Origin of the sequence: Geodermatophilus saharensis, assembly GCF_900188205.1 — a bacterium.
GTDB classification, from domain to species: domain Bacteria; phylum Actinomycetota; class Actinomycetes; order Mycobacteriales; family Geodermatophilaceae; genus Geodermatophilus; species Geodermatophilus saharensis.
Genome location: NZ_FZOH01000005.1, coordinates 216,461 through 236,228, shown reverse-complemented (window position 1 = coordinate 236,228; position 19,768 = coordinate 216,461). Strand labels below are relative to the sequence as shown.

Sequence of the window (19,768 nt, the reverse complement as noted above, 5' to 3'; positions counted from 1 at the left end):
CTGCGCAGGGATGCGGCCGTAAGATCCCCTTATTGGACACTAGGTGAACAGGACGGTGACCGGCAGCACCAGGAAGACGACCGGCACCATCATGGCGATCTCCTTGCGGCCGCCGGCCTCGAGCAGCCGGGCGCTTGCCGGCCTCCCGGGCGTCGGCGGCCCGCACCCGCAGCACCTCGGCCAGCGGGTGCCGCGCTCGATGGCCACGAGCAGGCCGTCGACGAACCGGGCCAGCGCGTCGACCGAGGTCCGGTCGGCCACCTCCTGCAGCGCCCCTCGGCTCCTGTGCATACGGTGGGGGGGAGAGCCAAGTGATCATTCAATAGCTGTCAGCGACAAATGCCAGAGGCTAGTCGCGTAGTCGTCGAATGACTTTATCTGGCAATGCTCGTAGGGTTCGCCCATCCTCGCCGAACTCACGATCACGCATCCACCGGCGCGCATGTCCCGTCACCGACCAGACCGTGACCCTCATCAGGTGCGACTTCAGATCGAGCTCCACCGCCATGAAGCCTTGGAACCAATGCGGCTGCGTGTGGAGCGCTCCTGGTGCCAGTTCAATGAAGTCATCGCTGCCCGCGATCTTGGGAGCAACTCGCGCCCGGGTCTCATGCTGATGCCCCCGGAGCACGAAGTCGTACTTAGTCAGTTCTTGCCGCTGCAGTTCGCGATCAGGATCGGCATACCACTCAGACAACGGCTCGTGGTGCATTAGAGCGATCCGTATGGTGCAGTCTTTCAGCGGTGCCGCTACACTTCTGAGCTGACGGCGGCCCAGCCGCAGGAACTGCAGATCCAGGTCTCCTACCGCAGAGGCAGTTGCTTTTCCGACTAGATCCTTTCTAGTCGACAGAAGCGCGGAATCGAAAGCAGCAACGCCAACCTCAACGCCCCGAACCGGCGCGAAGAACTTGTGGGCAAAGAAGCGCTCACCGTCCCCCGGAACGCGGATTGCACTCTTACCACTGATCAGAAAGTCTTCATAATTGCGATGCCGCTCGCGGATATACGCATCCGCGGCATCGCAGATTGCGTCCGCATTGTTCGTGTTCGACAGCTCACGCCTGAGCTTGAGTTCCGTCTTTGGGTCGATGGCGTCCCATGTAACGTCGTGGTTTCCAGGCACGATGATCAGCGGAGCAAAGCGCGACTGATGGGGCAGCCTCTCCTGAAGCTCGACAAAAAAAGTCTCCGCCGACTCATACTCCTCGGCCGCACCCGACTGTGCAACGTCACCAGTGAAGAAGACGGCATCGGGCGCAATTTCAGCTTCCTCTAGACAGCTAGGTAAATCTTCCAGGAAGCGCTCTAGGTCGGCGGCTGTGTCACTGGTGTTATCGGCGAAATCAGCGGTTATATGCATGTCTGAGATGTGCAACCAAGATAAATGCGACTCAAACTTCGACTGATGCAAGTGACTGAGTGGCGCTGCTTCGATCACGTCGCCCTCCCTGACGGATAGCAAGCGAATGTTTCCGGCGAGAGCGGCACGTCCCGGCCCACTACTCGCAAGTCGAAGAAGCTCGGCCGCTTTATCCTCAGGGAGGGAGATGACAAGTATCACACAGCCAGAACGAAGGTCCACTAGAGCAATGTCCGCGGCGTTGATATTGAGAGTCTCTGCGAGGTGCCTGAGCAAGTCCGGCGCCCGATTTTCGGCAACAAACGCTTCGTAATCAAAGTCTAGGCGTAGCTTGACCAGGCTTCGACGCGGCTCATGCGGTCCCAGTACAGCTCTACCGGTCATTCTTCCCCCCCGCCGGCCGGCCTACAGCCTGGCACAGGTTGCACCGTTGGGCTAGGGGATCAGCTCTGAACGGGAGGCGTGACACTCTTGGTGGGATCGACGGCGCTTGCGACTGAGGGCGCCGTGTCAGTCAATCGTCCGCCCCGACGTGCGACTGTGCAGGCCCTCGAGGTGACCCGGGCAATCTATTGGTGTACCGATACATCTCCGGTGGTCGTCTTGCCCGGATTAACGTCGGTGTGCTTGTCGACGCCTGGGGAGATATGACTGCCGACCGATTTGCCTTGGGGATGACCACGTGCAGCCGCGACCCGTCGGGCAGCATCGCGTCGACGAAGGGCTGGCTCATGTCGATGCGCCGTCCCGAGGTGCGCAGCATCCGCTCGACCAGGTCGGCCAGCTCCCCCGCCCCCAGGATGGTGGTGGTCAGCTCGCTGCGGCCGCGGCGGGCGACGAACACCCGGCCGGGCTCGTTGACCCAGATCTCCTCGACCTCGGGGTCGTCGAGCCAGCGCTGCAGCGGACCGAACCCGGCCACCCGGTCGAGCACGTCGCGCACCACCGCCTCGGGGTCGCCGACCGGCGGCAGCGCGGAGGTCAGCGACCGCTCGGAGTAGTCGGCGACCACGTCGCGCACCAGGACCCGCACCGGACCGGGATCGGTGAAGGGGTCCAGCCCCCGCCGGCGGATCAGCTCGCGGACCTCGCCGTCGACGACGTCGAGCGCACTCGTCGCGGTCGGCACCGCACCCCCGTCACACCCCGTTGCAGAACGGGAGGGACCGTAGGTCGACCGGGGCGGTGCGCGGGAGCCCGCTCAGCCGATCTGTGGACAACCCGGGACCCGCCCGTGCACGCCGGCCACCCGCCTGGGTGAGCCGGCCCACCACCCGAGCGTGTGCGCCGGCGCCGTGAAGCGAGCCCCGGAACCCGGCGTGCGCGCACACGCTCGGACGAGAACTCCGCCACCCGGTCGGCGACGCTACCGTCGCCGGACGGGGAGGAGCGGTCGGTCCGGTGGCCGGGGGAACGGGAGGACACGTGACCGTGCGGAACGCAGGAGCGGCGCTGGGCGCCGCGCTGCTGGTGCTGGTCAGCGGCTGCTCGTCCGGTGCCGCGGACGACGCCGGAGACCACCACGAGGGGCACACCGGGGCCGCGTCGTCCTCCCCGCCGGCCCCGACGACGCCGTCGGAGTCCCCGGCCCCGTCCACCACGGCCGAACCGACGCCGGTCGTCGCGAACCAGCTGCCGGGGATGCCCCCGGTGGTGGACGCCGCGAACGTCTACTCCGAGACCGCCGCCGGCATGCTCGCCCCGGCCGCGCAGGCCGCCCGGCCGATGGTCTACGTGCCGCACAACAGCGGCGAGGTGTGGGAGATCGACCCGGTCACCCTCGAGGTCGTCGCGAGATTCCCCGCCGGCCTGGAGGTCCAGCACGTCGTCCCGTCCTGGGACATGACGACGCTGTACGCCACCGACGACGTCGGGAACACGATCACCCCGATCGACCCGGTGACCGGCCGGAACGGTCCGCGGATCCCGGTCGACGACCCGTACAACATGTACTTCACCCCGGACGGCGCGGCGGCGATCTCGGTGGCCGAGGCCCGCCGGTCGCTGGTGTTCTACGACCCGCACACCTGGGCCGAGCAGAGCCGGCTGGAGATCCCCGACTGCGCCGGCATCGACCACGCCGACTTCACACCCGACGGGCGGACGGCGGTGTTCAGCTGCGAGTTCGCCGGGCGGGTCGCCGTCGTCGACATCCCCTCCCGGACGGTGGTCCGGCTGATCGACATGCCGACGATGAACCACCACATGGGTCCGCAGGACGTGAAGCTCTCCCCCGACGGCAGCCGCTTCTACGTCGCCGACTCCGACCAGGGCGGGCTGTGGGTCCTCGACGGCGCGGCCACCCAGGTCATCGGCGAGATCCCGACCGGCCCGGGGGCGCACGGTCTGTACCCGAGCCGGGACGCCACCCAGCTCTACGTCACCAACCGCAAGGACAACAGCGTCTCGGTGCTCGACGCGAACACCGGCGCGCCCATCACGAAGTGGACGATCCCCGGGCCGTCCAGTCCCGACATGGGCGGGGTGACCGCCGACGGCACCCAGCTGTGGCTCTCGGGGCGCTACGACGCGGAGGTGTACGTGCTGTCCACCGCCGACGGGCACCTGATGGCCCGGATCCCGGTCGCCGACAGCCCGCACGGGCTGTGCGTGTGGCCCCAGCCGGGGCGCTACTCCCTGGGGCACACCGGCGTCACGCGCTGAGCTTCCCGCGCGGGGAGCCCGGCTCACCCGACCGTGTGCGCCGGCGCCGCACAACGGGCTCCGGAACCCGGCGTGCGCGCCCGCACCCGGACGGTGAGGTCGGTGACGGCAGCGGGTGACCGGCGCGCCCACGCCCGCGTCCCGGGTTCCCGCCGGGATGGACCTCCCCCCACCCCGGGGTCATGATCGCTGCGTGTCCACGCGGTCGGGACCCGAGCGCGCCGGGCCCGGGCCGGGTCCGGTCACGGTGACGACGGACTCCGTGCGGCCGGCCGAGGCGTTCGCCTTCTGGCAGGACCTGATCTGCGACACGTTCGTGCAGCTGTCGGCGTCGCCCACCACCGAGCTGCCCTTCCGCGGCCGGATCTCCCACGGCGTGGTCGGCGACGTCGAGCTCACCACGGTGCGGGCCGGCGGGCAGCACGTCCGGCGCACGCCCCGGCTCATCGCCCGCACCCGCGAGGAGTTCGTGCTGACCAGCATCCAGCTGGCCGGGCAGGGCGTGATCGCCCAGGACGGGCGCGAGGCGCGGCTCACCCCGGGCGCGATGGCGTTCTACGACAGCACCCGGCCCTACACGCTGCACTTCGACGGCGCCTTCGAGCAGCTCGTGGTCCAGGTGCCGCGCCGCGTCCTGCCCGCCTGCACGCTGGCCGGGGCGACCGCGGTGACCCTCGGCGCGGACTCCACCGCCCGGCTGGTCGCCGACTTCCTCCGCGGCCTGGCCCGGCAGCAGGCCACGGACCCGGCCGGCGTCGCGGCGCTGGCCCCGCACGCGGTGGCGCTGCTGACCTCCGCGCTCGCCCTGGCCTCCGGGCCGCCCGCGCCGAGCCCGGCGGCGCTGGACCGCGAGCGGGTCATGGCCCACCTCGCCGCCCACCACACCGACCCCCGGTTGTCCGCCGACGCCGTCGCCGAGGCCTGCCACCTGTCCCGGCGCACGCTGTTCCGGCTGTTCGAGATCGAGCCGGAGGGGCTCGGCGACGTGCTCCGCCGGCTGCGGGTCACCTCCGCCCAGCGGCTGCTGCGCGCGCAGCCGGCGCTGCCGCTGACCACGGTCGCCGCCCGCTGCGGGTTCGCCGGGGATGCCTCCTTCCACCGCGCCTTCCGGACCGTCACCGGGACCACCCCGGCCGCCTACCGCCGGGCGGCGGGCGAGCGGGCCTGAGCCGGCCGGGCTGGCACGCAGCGACAGCGAGCTGGCACGGACGGCGAGTCCGCCCGTTCCCGACCGCCTCACCGTGGTCGCACGTCCCGCCGACGGCGGGCCCGGCCCGGGAGGACCGCATGAGTGCGCCCGACAGCACCCGACCCGGCGGCCCGGTGCGCGTCGCCGCCGTCCAGGCCGAGCCGCGGTGGCTCGACCTCGACGCCGGGGTGGCGCAGGTCGTGGACCTCGTCGGGGAGGCGGCCGGCAACGGCGCCCAGCTGGTCGCGTTCGGCGAGACGTTCGTCCCCGGCTACCCGTGGTGGATCTGGCTGGACTCCCCGGCCTGGGGCATGCAGTTCGTCGCCCGCTACGCCGCCAACTCGATGACCCGCGACGGCGAGCACATGCAGCGCATCGCCGCCGCGGCCGGGCGGCACGGCGTGCACGTCGTCCTCGGCTTCGCCGAGCGGGCCGGCGGCAGCCTCTACATGTCGCAGGCCTTCATCGACGACACCGGCACCGTGGTCTCGGTGCGCCGCAAGCTCAAGCCCACCCACGTCGAGCGCAGCGTGTTCGGCGAGGGCGACGGCAGCGACGTCCAGGTGCACGACACCAAGCTCGGCCGGCTCGGGGCGCTCAACTGCTGGGAGCACTTCCAGCCGCTGACCAAGTACGCGATGTACAGCATGGGCGAGCAGATCCACGTCGCCTCGTGGCCGAGCTTCTCGGTGTACCGCGGCGCGGCCACGGCGCTCGGCCCGGAGGTGAACACCGCGGCCAGCCGGGTGTACGCGGTGGAGGGGCAGACGTTCGTCGTCGCACCCTGCTCGGTCGTGGGGCAGGCCGCCCACGACCTGTTCGCCGACACCGAGACCAAGCGGCAGCTGCTGCTGCAGGGCGGCGGGTTCACCCGGATCTACGGCCCCGAGGGCAGCGAGCTCGCCGAGCCCCTGCCCGAGGACGCCGAGGGCATCCTCTACGCCGACCTCGACCCGGCACTGATCGCGATCGCCAAGTCCGCCGCCGACCCGGTCGGGCACTACTCGCGCCCCGACGTCTTCCGGCTGCTGTTCAACGGCGCGCCCAACGAGGTCGTGGTGACGCCGGAGCAGGCCCCGGCGCGCCCGCCGGTGGAGCTGCCCGAGCCCAGCGACCTCGTCCCCGTCGACGCGGCGGCCCTCGAGCGGGTGGGCCGGCCGTGACCCCCGAGCCCGCGGTCCCCGCACCGCCCCTCACCGACGTCGTCGTGGTGCTCGCCGGCGCCGGCTCCCCGACCCCCCGGGTGGTCGCCTACCGGTTCGGCGCCGGGACCCGTCCCGCGCCTCGCGCGGGGCGGGCCCGGCTCCTGCGGCGACGCGCGGGGGCCGGGCGGACGGCCGGCCGGCGGGTCACCTGCTGACCTCCGGGCCGCCCGGCCGCGGCGTGATCCCCCTCCGCCGCGGCCGGGTCCGGACGACGCCCTCCCGCCCCGCCCGATCGGTCGCGGTCAGGCGCGCCGGACGGTGAGCCGAGGGGGCTGGGCCAGGGACTGCGCCACCACGCAGTACCGCTCGGTGAGCTGCGCCAGCCGCTCCAGCGTGGCGTCGTCGGCGTCGGTGTCCAGGACGGCGTCCACGGCGATGGAGCCGAACCCCACCGGCACGTCCCTGGCCACCCCGAGCGTGCCCCGGGCGTCCATGTCGCCGCGCGCGGTCAGCTGCGCCGAGCGGACGCCGACCCCCATCGCCGTGGCCACGCTGCGCATGGTGACGCCGGTGCAGGCCAGCAGCGCCTGCAGCAGCATGTCGCCGGAGCAGGCGTCGCTGCCGTCGCCGCCCGTCGAGGGGTGCAGCCCGGCGCGGACCGGCCCGGCCCAGGTCTGCACGGTGGCGGTGATCCCGGGGTCGGAGAAGTCGGCCTCGGCGTGCATCTGCGCGCAGGCCGTGCCCGGGTCCTCCCGGTAGCGCTGCTTCAGCGGAGCCTGCATCTCCCGCAGCTGGGCGGCGTCCATCCCGACCTCCGTGTGTCCTCGCGGACTCCCATGCTCGCCACCGCGCGCCCGAGGCGCCAGACGGGGACCGCCGCGTCCGGGGCCGCTCAGGCGCGACGGCCGGTCAGCACCCAGCGCAGTCCCACGAACCGCGCCAGCCCGACCACGCCGGTCACGGCGACGACGACGAGCACCGACGCGAGCGGTCCCCGCGCGGCGGTCCACCCCTCCAGCGCGGCCAGGGCGAGGCTGGTGGCCGCCAGCCCCGTGACGGCCAGCCCGCCGCCGGCCCACTGGGCCGCCGCCCACCCGACCCGCTCGCCGGCGCGGAAGGTCAGCCGGCGGTGCAGCTCGTTGGCCAGGGCCGTGGAGGCGACGACGCCGGCGAGGTTGGCCGCCTGGTCGCCGAGGCCGGCCAGCAGCAGGAACAGTCCGGCGTACACGACGTTGGCCGAGCCGCCGACGAGCACGAACCGCACGAACTGCGCCGGCACGTGGTCCTGCGTCACCCAGCCCGGGCCGGGCCGGTCGAGGACCGCTGCTGTCATGCCAGCAGGCTCGCCGAGGTCCGCCTCCGGTCACATCGGGGATGACCCTGGACCGGACCCTGATCCGTCCGTCCTCAGCGGCGGGCGGCCGACCGGGCGCCCCGCGGCGGCGGCACGGCGGCCCGGCGGCGCCGGCCGGTGCGCCCGAGCAGCAGCGCCTCGGCGTCGGTGCGCTCCAGCGGCCGGGCGAAGAGGTGGCCCTGGGCGGTGTCGCAGCAGCCCTCGGCCAGCAGCCGCGCCTGGTGCTCGTGCTCGACGCCCTCGGCCAGCACCTCCAGGCCCAGCGTGCGGCCCAGGTCGATGGTGCCGCGGACGATCGCCGGCAGCGGCTCGCCGTCGGCGATGCCCCCGACGAACGAGCGGTCGATCTTCAGCACGTCCACGGTGAACTGCCGCAGGTGCGCCAGCGAGGAGTAGCCGGTGCCGAAGTCGTCGAGCGCCAGCCGGACGCCCAGCGCCCGCAGCTCCGCCAGGGACGCCGCCGCCCGCTCCGGGTCGTCCACCAGCGCGGTCTCGGTCACCTCCAGCACCAGCGCGCAGGCGGGCAGCCCGCTGTCGGCCAGCGCCGCGGCGACCGAGCCGGCCAGGTCGCACGACCGCAGCTGGGTGGCCGACACGTTGACCGCCATCGAGGTCCCGCCGGCGGCCGGGTGGTCGCGCCGCCAGGCCGCGGCCGTGGCGCAGGCCTCGCGCAGCACCCACGCGCCGATCTCGTCCATGAGCCCGGCGGCCTCGGCCACCGGCACGAAGCGGTCGGGGCCCACCGCGCCCAGCCGCGGGGAGTCCCAGCGCAGCAGGGCCTCGAAGCCGGTCACCCGGCGGTCGGCCAGCGCCACCACCGGCTGGTACACCAGCCGGAACTCGCCGCGGCCGAGCGCGCCGCGCAGCTCGTCCTCCAGCTCCCGGGCGGCCCGCGCCGCCGCGCGCATGCCCGGCTCGAAGCGCACCGTGCGGCCCCGGCCCTCGAGCTTGGCGCTGTACAGCGCGAGGTCGGCGTCGGCGATCAGCGACTCGGCACCGGCCGCCCCGCGGCCCACGGCCACCCCGACACTCGCCGAGACCCCCACCGGCCCGCCGGCGAGCACCACCGGGCGGGACAGCACCGCGCGCACCCGCTCGGCGGTGGCCACCGCCTCGTCGTCGCCGTCCCCGGACTGCTCGACGAGGACGGCGAACTCGTCACCGCCGAGCCGGGCCACGGTGTCGTCGGCGCGGACGGCGCCGCGCAGGCGGGCGGCGACCTCCCGCAGCAGCGCGTCGCCGGCAGCGTGCCCGAGACCGTCGTTGACCGCCTGGAACCCGTCGACGTCGAGGCTGACCACGGCGACCGAGCCGCCGCCGCGCACGGTGCGCAGCAGCGCCTGGCCGACGCGGTCGGCGAACAGCACGCGGTTGGCCAGGCCGGTGAGCGTGTCGTGCAGCACGGAGTGCGCCAGGGCCTCCTCGGCCCGGCGGCGGCCGGTCACGTCGGTGACGTGGACGACGACGCCGCCGACGTCGGGGTCCTCGCCCAGGTCGACCAGCCGGACGCCGAGCCAGCGGTCCTCGCCGCGGTACCGGGCGGGCACCTCGGCGTCCACCACCGTCCCGGGGGCGGCCAGGGCCCGGTCGAGGACCCGCTGCGCCTGCTCGAGGTCGATGCCGGCGAGCCGCACCACCTCCCCGGCACTCCGGCCGGCCGGCGGGGCGGTGCCGAGGACCGCCGCCACCGGCGCCGGGTCGCTGAGCAGCCGGCCGTCGCGCGCGACGACCAGCGCCGCGTCGGAGGAGTAGCGGGCCAACGTGGCCGCGCGGCGCTCCCGCGCACGCAGCTGCGCCCGGGCGGCGGCCTCACCGCGCAGCAGCAGCGCGGCGCGGAGGAAGACCAGGACGGTGAGCACCACCGTGCCGGTGAGGATCGCCACCGGGTCGCCCGCGCCGCCGGCCGCGTGGACGACGAGGTCGGTCGTGGGCGGCACCACCAGCGCGCCGAGGCACACGGCCAGCCGCGCCAGGCCCACCCGCGACGACGGCGCGCGGGCGCCGGCGGGCGCCGGGGAGGCCGACGGCCAGGCGGCGACGGCCAGCAGCACGCTGCCGAGCACCCGGCCGGCGTCGAGCAGGGAGCCGAAGCTGCCGGCGTCGGCGTGCAGCAGGTCGGCGATGTCGGAGACCACCCAGCACGCGCAGCCGGCCGCCACGACCAGCGACGTCCGCTCGCCCTGCCGCCGGGTGGCCAGCAGGCGCACGACCAGGCCGATCAGCGCGGCGTCGATGGCCGGGTACAGGGCCAGGGTGGTGCGGGTGAGCACGCTCAGCGACCCGTCCTCGACGGTCGCGGCGATCGACACCTCCCACACCACCAGCAGGACGGCGACGAAGACGACGAGCGCGTCGATCCACCCGGCCACCCGCTGGTCGCGGTCCTCGGTGTGGGTGCGCGCCAGCAGCGCGAGCCCGACGGCGACCGCTGCGTAGCCGGCGAGGTGGACCGCGTCGGCCGGGCCGGCACCGGAGCCCGAGCCGGTGAGGGAGGCCTGCACCTGCCAGAGGACGTCACCGACCGCGGACAGCGTGACCGCGACGGCGGCGCACAGCGCCACCGGACGCCGGCTCCCCCGGCCGGCACCTCCCCAGGCGGCGACCACGGCCAGGCCGGTGACGGCGGAGTACAGGACCGTGCCGGCGGTCGTGCCCGACCACGCGGCCTGCGCCCACAGCACGGCCGCCACCAGCCCGACGCCGGCGCAGCCCAGGACCGCACCGGGGACGGCGACGCCGCCGGCACGCACGCTGGTCGAGGACACGGGATGCGCATCGGCCCGGAACGGAACGGTCTGGAACCGTTCCACCCACCGGTCCCCCGCGGGGGTGAGCCGCGGTCAGCCCGCCGGGCGCAGCACCGCCACCACCACGTGCGGCCCGGGCTCGCGCAGCGCGGTCCCGAGCTGCTCGGCCAGGTCCTCGGCGGTCTCGGCGCGGGTGGCCGGCACCCCCATCCCGGTGGCCAGCGCCACGAAGTCCAGCGCCGGGCCGCCGAGGTCGAGCAGCTGCCCGGCCCGCTCCCCGCCGCCGGTGGCGCCCACCCGGGACAGCTCCCCCTGCAGGATCGCGTAGGAGGCGTTGTCGTAGAGGACGACGGTGACGTCGAGCTGCTCGCGCGCCATCGTCCACAGCGCCTGGATCGTGTACATGGCGCTGCCGTCGGCCTGCAGGACAACCACCGGCCGGTCGGGGCAGGCCACGGCCGCGCCGACCGCCATCGGCAGGCCGTCGCCGATCGCGCCGCCGGTCAGCGCCAGCCAGTCGTGGCGCGGCGCCCCCGACGTCAGCTCGGCGAGCCCGATGCCGGAGGTGATGGCCTCGTCGACGACGACCGCCCGCTCGGGCAGCAGCGCGCCGACCACCGCCGACACCGCCCGCGGCTCCAGCCGCCCCGTCGGCAGCTCCGGGCGGGCGGCCTCCAGCAGCTCCGGTTCGGCCCCGTCGGCCACCTGCCCGGCCAGCTCCTCCAGCGCCGCGACGCCGTCCTCCCCCGGCTCGGACAGGACGTGCACCGTGCAGTCCTCCGGGACCGGCGTGCCGGGCACGCCGGGGTAGCCGAAGAAGTGCACCGGCGAGGTCGCCCCCGCCAGCACCAGGTGCCGGGTGCCGGTGAGCGCCTTGATCGCCACCTCCGGCGGGTAGGGCAGCTTGCCGACGCCGGGCAGGCCCGCACCGCGCACCATCCGCGCCGGGAAGGTCTCGGCCAGCAGCCGCACGCCGGTGCCGGCGGCCACCCGCCCCGCGGCGAGCAGCCCGGCCTCCGAGGCCACGACGTCGTCGCCGAGGAACAGCACGGTGGGCTCGCCCGAGCGCAGCACCGACGCCGCCTCGTCCACCACCGCGGACGCCACCCGCGGGCGGGGCCGGACCGGCAGCGGATCGGCGAGCGCCGCGCCGTCGGACCACGAGACGTCGGCCGGCAGCACCAGCGTGGCGATCTGCCCGCGGGCGGCCGCGGCGACGGCGTCGGCGGCGTCGGCGGCGACGTCCCCGGGGGCCAGCGAGCGGCGCACCCAGCCCGACACGGTGCCGGCCAGCGCGTCGACGTCGCTCTCCAGCGGTGCGTCGAGCCGCTTGTGCGAGCGGGCGTGGTCACCGACCACGTTGACCACCGGCGTGCGGCCGCGGCGGGCGTTGTGCAGGTTGGCCAGGCCGTTGCCCATGCCGGGACCGAGGTGCAGCAGCGTGGCGGCGGGCCGGCCGGTCATGCGGGCCCACCCGTCGGCGGCGCCGGTGGCCACGCCCTCGAAGAGGGTGAGCACGCCGCGCATCTCGGGGACGTCGTCGAGCGCGGCGACGAAGTGCATCTCCGACGTGCCGGGGTTGGCGAAGCAGACGTCGACCCCGGCGTCGACGAGCGTGCGGATGAGTGCCTGGGCGCCGTTCACCGGGAGACGTGCACCTCGGTCACCTCGTAGTGGGTCATCGTGGCGCCGCCGGTGGCGAAGGAGGCGATGTCCTTGGCGCCGGCCTTCCCCGCCTCGGAGGCGAACGCCGCGCCCATCGCCTCCTCGGAGTCGAAGTCGAGCTCCGCGACGAGGTGGGGCGCGGGGTGCGAGGGGTCCAGGGACTGCGGCCGGCCGGTGGTGAACCGCACCAGGCCCGGCAGCTGCACGGTCAGCGGGACGTGGGTGTCCCGGTAGTGGGCGTCGAACGCCGCCGGGTCCTCGGGCTGCCCATAGCTGACGACGAGCCTGTGCACCATCTGCGCCACTCCTGGGGTCGGCCGGGCACCGCCGCCCGGGTCCGCCCCCACCCTGTCAGGCGGGTCCCCGTCGGCGCGACCTCAGAAGGTGATCACCAGCCGTCCCCGCACCCCGCCGGCGGCGAGCACCCGGTGGGCCTCGGGCGCCTCCTCCGGGGCGAAGGTGCGGGCCACCCGCAGCGTCACCGCGCCGGACTCGGCCTGCTCGCGCAGCCGGTCGAGGGCGCCGGCGTTCTCCGCGTAGTGACGCACCCGCGTCGGGAAGGCCTCGACCCGGCCCGAGCCGTCGCCGCGGTACCCGCGGACGGTGGCCAGCCGCCCGCCGTCGCGGATCGCGGGCAGCACCAGCGCGTCCTGCACCGAGCCGTCGGCCAGCCCGTCGACGCCGTCGGGGAACTCCGCGCGGATCCGCGCGGCCACGTCGTCACCGCGCCGGACGACGACGTCGGCGCCCAGGTCGCGCACCAGCTGCTCGTCGGCCTCGGCGGCGTCGGCGACCACGGTGAGCCCGTCGGCCTTCGCCAGTTGGACGACGTAGCCGCCGTAGGCGCCGGCCGCGCCGGTCACCGCCAGCACCGAGCCCGGCGCCAGGTCGAGGTGGTCGAGGGAGAGCCGGGCGGTGAGGCCGTTCATCGGCAGGGTGGACGCGGCGACGGCGTCGGCACCGGCCGGCACCCGGGCCACCGAGGCCGCCGGCAGCACGAGGTCCTCGCGGTAGCCCCCGTGCGCGCCGGTGGGCACGACGATGCCCATCACCGCGTCGCCGACCGCCACCCGGTCGACGTCCGGGCCGATCTCGACGACCTCCCCGGCGGCGTCCATGCCGGGCACCCACGGCGGGGTCGTCACCGGGTCCCGGCCGGCATAGGCGCCCTCGCGCAGGTGGGTGTCGGTCGGGCTGACGGCGGCGGCCCGCACCCGGACCCGCACCTGACCGGCCCCGAGGGGCTCGTCGGGGACGTCGAGGACGGTGAGGACCTCGGGCCCTCCGAACCGGGTCACTCCCACGGCGCGCACGCCGTCGACACTAGGGGTCGGCGCTCACAGCCGACCGGCAGCGCCCGTCCCGGGGCGGTCCAGCCGCGGACCGGACGGTTCTGGGCATGCCACCGCTCCTGCACGGCGCGCACGACCGCGCCGGTGCCGGCGGCCGCGGGCGGCCCGTCCTCGACGTCGTCGTCCCGGTGCACGACGAGGAGACCGACCTCGAGCCGTGCCTGCGCCGCCTGCACGCCCACCTGACCGAGTCCCTCCCCTACCCGTTCCGCATCACGGTCGCGGAGAACGCCAGCACCGACCGCACCCTGGAGGTGGCGCGGCGCGTCGCCGCCGAGCTGCCGGGGATCGAGGTCCTGCAGCTCCCCGAGCCCGGTCGCGGCGGCGCGCTGCGCACCGCCTGGCTGGGGTCGGACGCGCCGGTGCTCGTCTACACCGACGTCGACCTCTCCACCGACCTCAACGCCCTGCTCCCGCTGGTCGCGCCGCTGATCAGCGGCCACTCCGACCTGGCGATCGGCACCCGGCTCTCGCGCTCCTCGCGGGTGGTCCGCGGCCTCAAGCGCGAGGTCGTGTCCCGCGGCTACAACCTGCTGCTGCGCCGCACGCTCGCCACCTCGCTGTCCGACGCCCAGTGCGGCTTCAAGGCCATCCGGGCCGACGTCGCCGCGCAGCTGCTGCCGCTGGTGGAGGACACCGGCTGGTTCTTCGACACCGAGCTGCTGGTGCTCGCCGAGCGGGCCGGGCTGCGCGTCCACGAGGTGCCCGTCGACTGGGTCGACGACCCCGACAGCCGGGTCGACCTCGTGCGGACCGCGCGGGCCGACCTGGCCGGCATCGTCCGGGTGCTGCGGGCCCTGTCCACCGGCCGGCTGCCGCTCGCGCGGCTGCGCGCCACCATCGGCCGGCAGCCGCTGCCCGACCCGCTGCCCGGGGTCCCCGGCTCGCTGGCGGCCCAGCTGGTGCGCTTCGCCGTCGTCGGGGTGCTCTCGACGCTGGCCTACCTGGTGCTGTTCGCCGCACTGCGCGAGGTCGTCGCCGCCCAGCCGGCGAACCTGCTCGCCCTGCTGGTGACCGCGGTGGGCAACACCGCCGCCAACCGGCGGGTGACCTTCGGCGTCCGCGGCCGCCCCGGCGCCGCCCGGCACCAACTGCAGGGCCTGGCCGTGTTCGCCCTCGCCCTGGCCCTCACCAGCGGGTCGCTGGGCCTGCTGCACCTGGCCGACCCCACCCCGGCCCGCGCCGTGGAGCTGACCGTGCTCGTCGGCGCCAACGCCGTCGCGACGCTGCTGCGCTTCGTGCTGCTGCGCGGCTGGGTGTTCCGCCCCGACCGCACCCGCGGCACGGCCGGTGCCGTCGCCGCCCCCGAGATGGAGACCGCCCGATGACCGCCACCCTGCCGGCCCCGCCCGCCGTCCCCGGTGCGCCGGCGCGTCCGCGCGCCGGGCGGGCCGCCCGGTTGCTCCGCGGCTCGCCGGCCGACCCGCGCTGGGTCCGCCCGGCGCTGCTCGGCCTGCTGGGGGCCACCGGCGTCCTGTACCTGTGGGACCTGTCGGCCTCGGGCTGGGCCAACGCCTTCTACGCCGCGGCCGCGCAGGCCGGCTCGCAGAGCTGGGAGGCGTTCTTCTACGGGTCCTCCGACGCGGCCAACGCCATCACCGTGGACAAGCCGCCCGCCTCGCTGTGGGTGATGGCGCTGTCGGTGCGCCTGTTCGGGCTGAGCTCGTGGTCGCTGCTGGTGCCGCAGGCGCTGATGGGCGTGGCCACCGTCGGGCTGCTGTACCTGGCGGTGCGCCGGGTGGCGGGCCCGGGCGCCGGGCTGGTCGCGGGGGTGGCCACGGCGCTGACCCCGGTGGCGGCGCTGATGTTCCGCTTCGACAACCCCGACGCGCTGCTGGTGCTGCTGATGACGGCCGCCGCGTACGTCCTGACCCGGTCGCTGGAGCGGGCCTCCACCCGCGGCCTGGTCGGCGTCGGCGTGCTGCTCGGGTTCGCCTTCCTCACCAAGACGCTGCAGGCGGTGCTGGTCGTCCCGGGCTTCGCGCTGGTGTGGCTGGTGGCCGCCCCGACGACGCTGCGCCGCCGCGTGCTGCAGCTGCTCGGTGCCGGTGCCGCGATGGTCGTGGCCGGCGGCTGGTGGGTCGCCGTCGTCGAGCTGGTGCCGGAGTCGATGCGGCCCTACGTCGGCGGGTCGCAGACGAACTCGGTGTGGGAGCTGATCTGGGGCTACAACGGCCTCGGCCGGCTGACCGGCGAGGAGACCGGCAGTGTCGGCGGCGGCGGGTGGGGTCAGACCGGGCTGGGCCGCACGTTCGGCGCCGAGGTGGGCGGCCAGGTGGCCTGGCTGCTGCCGGCCGCGCTGGTGCTGCTGGCGGCCGGGCTGGTCGCCGTCGGCCGGGCGCGGCGGACCGACCCCCGCCGGGCCGCGCTGCTCACCTGGGGCACCTGGCTGGGCGTCACCGGGCTGACCTTCAGCCTGATGGCGGGCATCTTCCACGCCTACTACACCGTCGCCCTGGCCCCCGCGATCGCCGCGCTGGTCGCCGTCGGCGGTGCGCTGGTCTGGCAGCGGCGGGACCGGGTGGAGGCCCGGCTGGTCCTGGCGGTGACGATGGCCGGCACCGCGCTGTGGGCCTGGGTGCTCCTGGGCCGCTCGGCGGACTTCCTGCCCTGGCTGCGCTGGACCGTCCTCGCCGCGGGCCTCGTGGCGGCGCTGGGGCTGCTCGCCGTCGACCGGCTGGGGCGCGCCGCCGTCGCCGGGGTGCTGGCCGTCGGCCTGCTCGCCGGGGTCACCGGCCCGGCCGCCTACGCGCTTCAGACCGCCGCCACGCCGCAGACCGGTTCCATCCCCAGCGCCGGGCCGGCCGTCGCCGGGACCGGCTTCGGCGGCGGCCCGGGCGGTGGCGCCCCGTTCCGCGGCGGGCAGCCACCGGCCGCCCTCCCCGGCGCCGCGCCGCAGAGCACCGTCACCCGCGGCCCCGGCGGCGGGGCAGGGAGCCTGCTGGGCGCCGCGGACGTCAGCGAGGAGACGGCCGCCGCGCTGGCCGCCGACGCCGACGGGTACACCTGGGTCGCCGCCGCGGTCGGCTCGAACACCGCGGCCGGCTACCAGCTGGCCACCGGGCTGCCGGTCATGGCGGTCGGCGGGTTCAACGGCAGCGACCCCTCGCCGACCCTCGAGCAGTTCCAGCAGTACGTCGCCGACGGCGAGATCCGCTGGTTCATCGGCGGCGGGACGGGGATGGCCGCCGACGGCGGCAGCTCGGCGTCGGCCGAGATCGCCGCCTGGGTGGCGGAGAACCACACCGCGCAGATCGTCGACGGCGTCACCGTCTACGACCTGACGCAGCCGGCGAGCTGACCCCGCGCGAGGGCCCCGGGACCCCCGGGGCCCTCGCGCGCTCAGCGGGTGGTGCCCCGCACCACCACCCGCCACTCGTCCGGCGCCGGGTCCCCGGGCTCGAGGCCCAGCGCGACCAGGGCGCAGCGGGACCCCTGCCGGCGCAGCGACTGCGCGAGCGTGGTCAGCCCGGCGCGCCCGGCGGCGTCACTGTCGTCCCAGCCCGTCACCGCGACGTCGTCGGGGACGTCGAGTCCCGCGGCCGCCACCGCCCGCAGGGCCCCGAGCGCGAGCTCGTCGCTCATCGCGGCGACGGCGTCCGGGCGGTGCGGGCTCCGGAGCAGCTCGGCGGTGAAGGCCTCCCCGTGCCCGGCGTCGTTCACCGGGCAGACGGCGAACCGCAGCTCCTCGGGAGCGTGCCCGGCCCCGGTCCAGGCGTCGCGCAGTCCCTCCCACCGGTGCCGGGTGACCGGGAAGCGCGCCGGCCCCACGGCCGGGCCGGTGAGCAGCCGGCGGGCCCGGTCCCGGTCGAGGGGGAAGCCGAGCACCACCGGCCGACGCGCACCGGCGAAGGCCACCCGGCCGATCGCCGTGGCGGCGGCACGGTCGTCGATGCCGACCACCGGCAGTCCCCGCCGGTGGGGACCGGCGTGGACGACGGCGGGCAGCCCGGTGTCGGCCACCGCGTCGAGCACCGGGTCGTCGTCGCTGGTGGTCCAGACGACGAAGCCGTCGACCACCGCCCGGGCGACGCGCTCAGGATCGCTGGGCGCGCCGGTGATCGGGACCAGCGTGAGCCCGACGCCCTCGGCGGCACAGACGTCGGCGACCCCGGCCAGGAACCGGGCGGCCTGGGGGTCGTCGAAGGCGTAGCCCAGGCGCTCACCGAGCACCACCCCGAGGCTGCCGACGCGTCCCCGCCGCAGGGAGCGGGCGGCCGGGTGCGGACCGGGGTAGCCGAGCGCCTGCGCCGCCGCGCGCACCCGGGCCGCGGCCTCGGCAGAGACCCGCCCGGGCCGCGAGTAGGCGTAGGACACCGTCATCGGCGAGACGCCGGCGGCGCGGGCCACCTCCCGCATCGTCGGACGCCGCGACGGGTCGCCGCCGGTCCTGTCCACCCGTAGATTCTAGCTGTGTATCGATACACACGGCGTGCTGCGGATCCGTCGTCCGAGGTCTCCCCCGCACCCGGGCCGGCCCCGGTGGTCGACTCCGACCCCTTCGTGCGGGACGCACCGACCGTGGTCGCGTACGCGACGTTGGCCGCCTTCACGTTCTGGCTGTACGCCTTCGGGCCCGCGCTGACCCTGCTGCGCGACGAGCTGCACTTCTCCTACACCGTGCTGGGCCTGTACTCCGTGCTGTGGTCGGGTGGTGCCGCACTCGCCGGCGCCGGGTTCGCGGTCGCCGCCCGTCACCTGCCGCGCCGCGCGTTGCTGTGGGGCTCCGCCCTGGCCACCGTCGCCGGCGCCGCGCTGTTCACCCTCGGTTCCGGGATCACCCCCACCCTGGCCGGGGCCGTGGTGCTGGGAGTGGCCGGGACGACCCTGCTCGCGGTGGTCCAGGCGGTGCTGTCCGACCGGCACGGCGCCCGGCGGGACCTGGCCCTGAGCGAGGCCAACGTCGGCGCGGCGGCCTGCGCGGTGACCGCGCCGCTGGCCCTGGGCGCACTCGCGGGCAGCCCGGCCGGCTGGCGCGCCGCCTTCGCGCTGCCGGCGCTCGCCCTCGTCGCCCTGTACCTGCGGTACCGCGGCCTCCCGCTGACGGCGACCCCTCGGCCTCGCGACGACCGGGGCACGCCTCCCCCGCCACCTCGCTCGGGACGACTGCCCCCGGCCGCCCGGCTCTTCGCCGCGCTGACCGCGGTCGGCATCGCCGTGGAGTTCTGCCTGGTCTACTTCGGCACCGAGGTGCTGGTCGGCACCGGCCTGAGCACCGCCGCGGCCGCCACCGCGCTCAGCAGCAACTACCTCGGCCTGCTGGTCGGCCGCCTCGCCGGCGCGGTCCTGACCCGTCGCCCCGGCCGGACCGTTCCGCTGCTGCACGTGTCGATGGCGGTCACCGCCGCCGGGTTCCTGCTGTTCTGGCTGAGCGACCACCCGGCGCCCGCGGTGCTGGGCCTGTTCGTCTGCGGAACGGGCATCGCCAACCTCTATCCGCTCTCGGTGGCGCTGACCCTCGGCGCCGCCCCCGGACGTGAGGACCCGGCCAACGCCCGCACCCAGCTCCTCGGCGGCCTGGTCACCGCGGCGGCGCCCTTCCTCCTCGGCAGCCTGGCCGACGCCCACGGGCTGACCGTCGCCTTCACGCTGGAGCCCGTGCTCATCGGCGCCGGCATCCTGCTGCTGCTCACCGGTCTGCGCGCCCGGGACCGCCCCGCCGGAGGGCCGCCGCCCCCGTGACACCACCGCGGTGTCACGGGTCTTGCAGATGACGTCATGGTGGTGTCATGGTGACGTCATGGACCTCACGCCGTTCGTCGACCAGCTCCGCCGGGAGCTCGCGCTGGCCGCCGCCCCGGGCGGGGAGGAGGCCCAGGCCCTCGCCGAGCGGCTGACCGCCCCGCTCGAGTCCTCGGTCCGGCTGGCCCTGCTCAGCGCACTGTCGGCCGCGGCCGAGGAGATCACCGGCCAGCTCGCCCCCGGCTCCGTCGACGTGCGGCTGCGCGGCAGTGACATCGGCTTCGTCGTCACCCCTCCCCCGGCCGAGGAGCACCCGCCCGCGCCGGCCCCCGAGACGGCGGTCCCCGACGCCGACGACGGCAGCACGATCCGCATCACCCTGCGGCTGCCCGAGACGCTCAAGGTCCGGGTCGAGGAGGCCGCCGCCCGCCTGGGCTCCTCGGTCAACACCTGGCTGGTCCGGGTCGTCGCCGACGCCGTCGCCCGCGCCGACCGTCCCCCGGCTCCCGAGGCCCGCCGCTCGCGGTGGTCGTCGGGCCAGTCCTACACCGGCTGGGTCCGCTAGCCCCGCCCCCGCACCCCGCCCGCACCGCACCCCCGGCCGACC

Annotated in this window: 18 protein-coding genes; 8 read left to right on the top strand and 10 right to left on the bottom strand. The window is 75.4% G+C overall.

The window, feature by feature from the left end; genetic code table 11:
- Positions 1–39: 39 nt before the first annotated feature.
- The 3 genes from CHC04_RS14495 to CHC04_RS14485 all read right to left on the bottom strand — a co-directional run bounded on the left by CHC04_RS14495 (position 40) and on the right by CHC04_RS14485 (position 2,492).
- A complete protein-coding gene (locus CHC04_RS14495; RefSeq protein WP_245817227.1) occupies positions 40–291 on the bottom strand; it encodes a hypothetical protein in 252 nt (83 codons plus the stop codon).
- Between the two features lie 58 nt (positions 292–349).
- The gene (locus CHC04_RS14490) at positions 350–1,441 is read right to left on the bottom strand and encodes a metallophosphoesterase family protein (protein ID WP_176450018.1); all 1,092 of its coding nucleotides are present in this window, start codon (positions 1,439–1,441) and stop codon (positions 350–352) included.
- A 436-nt stretch (positions 1,442–1,877) separates the two neighbouring features.
- Positions 1,878–2,492, bottom strand: a complete 615-nt coding sequence (locus CHC04_RS14485) for an ATPase, T2SS/T4P/T4SS family (protein ID WP_245817225.1) — start codon at positions 2,490–2,492, stop codon at positions 1,878–1,880.
- 296 nt (positions 2,493–2,788) lie between these two features.
- Here CHC04_RS14485 and CHC04_RS14480 point away from each other — a divergent pair, with 296 nt between their 5' ends.
- The 4 genes from CHC04_RS14480 to CHC04_RS14465 all read left to right on the top strand — a co-directional run bounded on the left by CHC04_RS14480 (position 2,789) and on the right by CHC04_RS14465 (position 6,576).
- Complete coding sequence (locus tag CHC04_RS14480; RefSeq protein ID WP_217897374.1) at positions 2,789–4,027, top strand: YncE family protein; 1,239 nt, start codon at positions 2,789–2,791, stop codon at positions 4,025–4,027.
- A gap of 247 nt (positions 4,028–4,274) precedes the next feature.
- A complete protein-coding gene (locus CHC04_RS14475) occupies positions 4,275–5,195 on the top strand; it encodes an AraC-like ligand-binding domain-containing protein (RefSeq protein ID WP_176450016.1) in 921 nt (306 codons plus the stop codon).
- A 119-nt stretch (positions 5,196–5,314) separates the two neighbouring features.
- Positions 5,315–6,379 (top strand): carbon-nitrogen hydrolase family protein, encoded by a 1,065-nt coding sequence (locus tag CHC04_RS14470; protein WP_089404646.1) that lies wholly within the window; start codon positions 5,315–5,317, stop codon positions 6,377–6,379.
- A complete protein-coding gene (locus CHC04_RS14465; RefSeq protein WP_089404645.1) occupies positions 6,376–6,576 on the top strand; it encodes a hypothetical protein in 201 nt (66 codons plus the stop codon). Before CHC04_RS14470 ends, CHC04_RS14465 begins: the two co-directional genes overlap by 4 nt.
- Before the next feature lie 87 nt (positions 6,577–6,663).
- On the opposite strand, the gene CHC04_RS14460 is transcribed toward CHC04_RS14465, so the two are convergent.
- The 6 genes from CHC04_RS14460 to CHC04_RS14435 all read right to left on the bottom strand — a co-directional run bounded on the left by CHC04_RS14460 (position 6,664) and on the right by CHC04_RS14435 (position 13,440).
- The gene (locus CHC04_RS14460; protein WP_089404644.1) at positions 6,664–7,167 is read right to left on the bottom strand and encodes an OsmC family protein; all 504 of its coding nucleotides are present in this window, start codon (positions 7,165–7,167) and stop codon (positions 6,664–6,666) included.
- Between the two features lie 86 nt (positions 7,168–7,253).
- A complete protein-coding gene (locus CHC04_RS14455; protein WP_089404643.1) occupies positions 7,254–7,694 on the bottom strand; it encodes a GtrA family protein in 441 nt (146 codons plus the stop codon).
- A gap of 74 nt (positions 7,695–7,768) precedes the next feature.
- Positions 7,769–10,480: a putative bifunctional diguanylate cyclase/phosphodiesterase gene (locus CHC04_RS14450; protein ID WP_089404642.1), complete on the bottom strand. Its 2,712-nt coding sequence runs from the start codon at positions 10,478–10,480 to the stop codon at positions 7,769–7,771.
- Between the two features lie 75 nt (positions 10,481–10,555).
- On the bottom strand, positions 10,556–12,106 hold the full coding sequence (locus tag CHC04_RS14445) for an acetolactate synthase large subunit (RefSeq protein WP_089404641.1): 1,551 nt from the start codon (positions 12,104–12,106) through the stop codon (positions 10,556–10,558).
- Complete coding sequence (locus CHC04_RS14440) at positions 12,103–12,423, bottom strand: EthD family reductase (RefSeq protein WP_089404771.1); 321 nt, start codon at positions 12,421–12,423, stop codon at positions 12,103–12,105. The genes CHC04_RS14445 and CHC04_RS14440 overlap by 4 nt, the downstream gene beginning before the upstream one ends.
- An 81-nt stretch (positions 12,424–12,504) precedes the next feature.
- Positions 12,505–13,440 (bottom strand): NADP-dependent oxidoreductase, encoded by a 936-nt coding sequence (locus CHC04_RS14435; RefSeq protein WP_089404640.1) that lies wholly within the window; start codon positions 13,438–13,440, stop codon positions 12,505–12,507.
- 86 nt (positions 13,441–13,526) lie between these two features.
- Here CHC04_RS14435 and CHC04_RS14430 point away from each other — a divergent pair, with 86 nt between their 5' ends.
- Both CHC04_RS14430 and CHC04_RS14425 read left to right on the top strand, forming a co-directional pair.
- Positions 13,527–14,807, top strand: coding sequence for a bifunctional glycosyltransferase family 2/GtrA family protein (locus tag CHC04_RS14430; protein WP_089404639.1), 1,281 nt, complete (start codon positions 13,527–13,529; stop codon positions 14,805–14,807).
- Complete coding sequence (locus CHC04_RS14425; protein ID WP_089404638.1) at positions 14,804–16,780, top strand: ArnT family glycosyltransferase; 1,977 nt, start codon at positions 14,804–14,806, stop codon at positions 16,778–16,780. The genes CHC04_RS14430 and CHC04_RS14425 overlap by 4 nt, the downstream gene beginning before the upstream one ends.
- 41 nt (positions 16,781–16,821) lie before the next feature.
- Here the strand turns inward: CHC04_RS14425 and CHC04_RS14420 are convergent, their stop codons facing one another.
- Positions 16,822–17,877 carry a LacI family DNA-binding transcriptional regulator gene (locus CHC04_RS14420; protein WP_217897373.1) on the bottom strand — a complete coding sequence of 352 codons (1,056 nt, stop codon included), beginning with the start codon at positions 17,875–17,877 and terminating at the stop codon, positions 16,822–16,824.
- A gap of 123 nt (positions 17,878–18,000) precedes the next feature.
- Between CHC04_RS14420 and CHC04_RS14415 the strand changes: the two genes are divergently transcribed.
- Both CHC04_RS14415 and CHC04_RS14410 read left to right on the top strand, forming a co-directional pair.
- The gene (locus CHC04_RS14415) at positions 18,001–19,161 is read left to right on the top strand and encodes an MFS transporter (RefSeq protein ID WP_176450015.1); all 1,161 of its coding nucleotides are present in this window, start codon (positions 18,001–18,003) and stop codon (positions 19,159–19,161) included.
- 58 nt (positions 19,162–19,219) lie between these two features.
- A complete protein-coding gene (locus CHC04_RS14410; RefSeq protein WP_089404635.1) occupies positions 19,220–19,726 on the top strand; it encodes a hypothetical protein in 507 nt (168 codons plus the stop codon).
- The last annotated feature ends 42 nt before the right edge of the window (positions 19,727–19,768 follow it).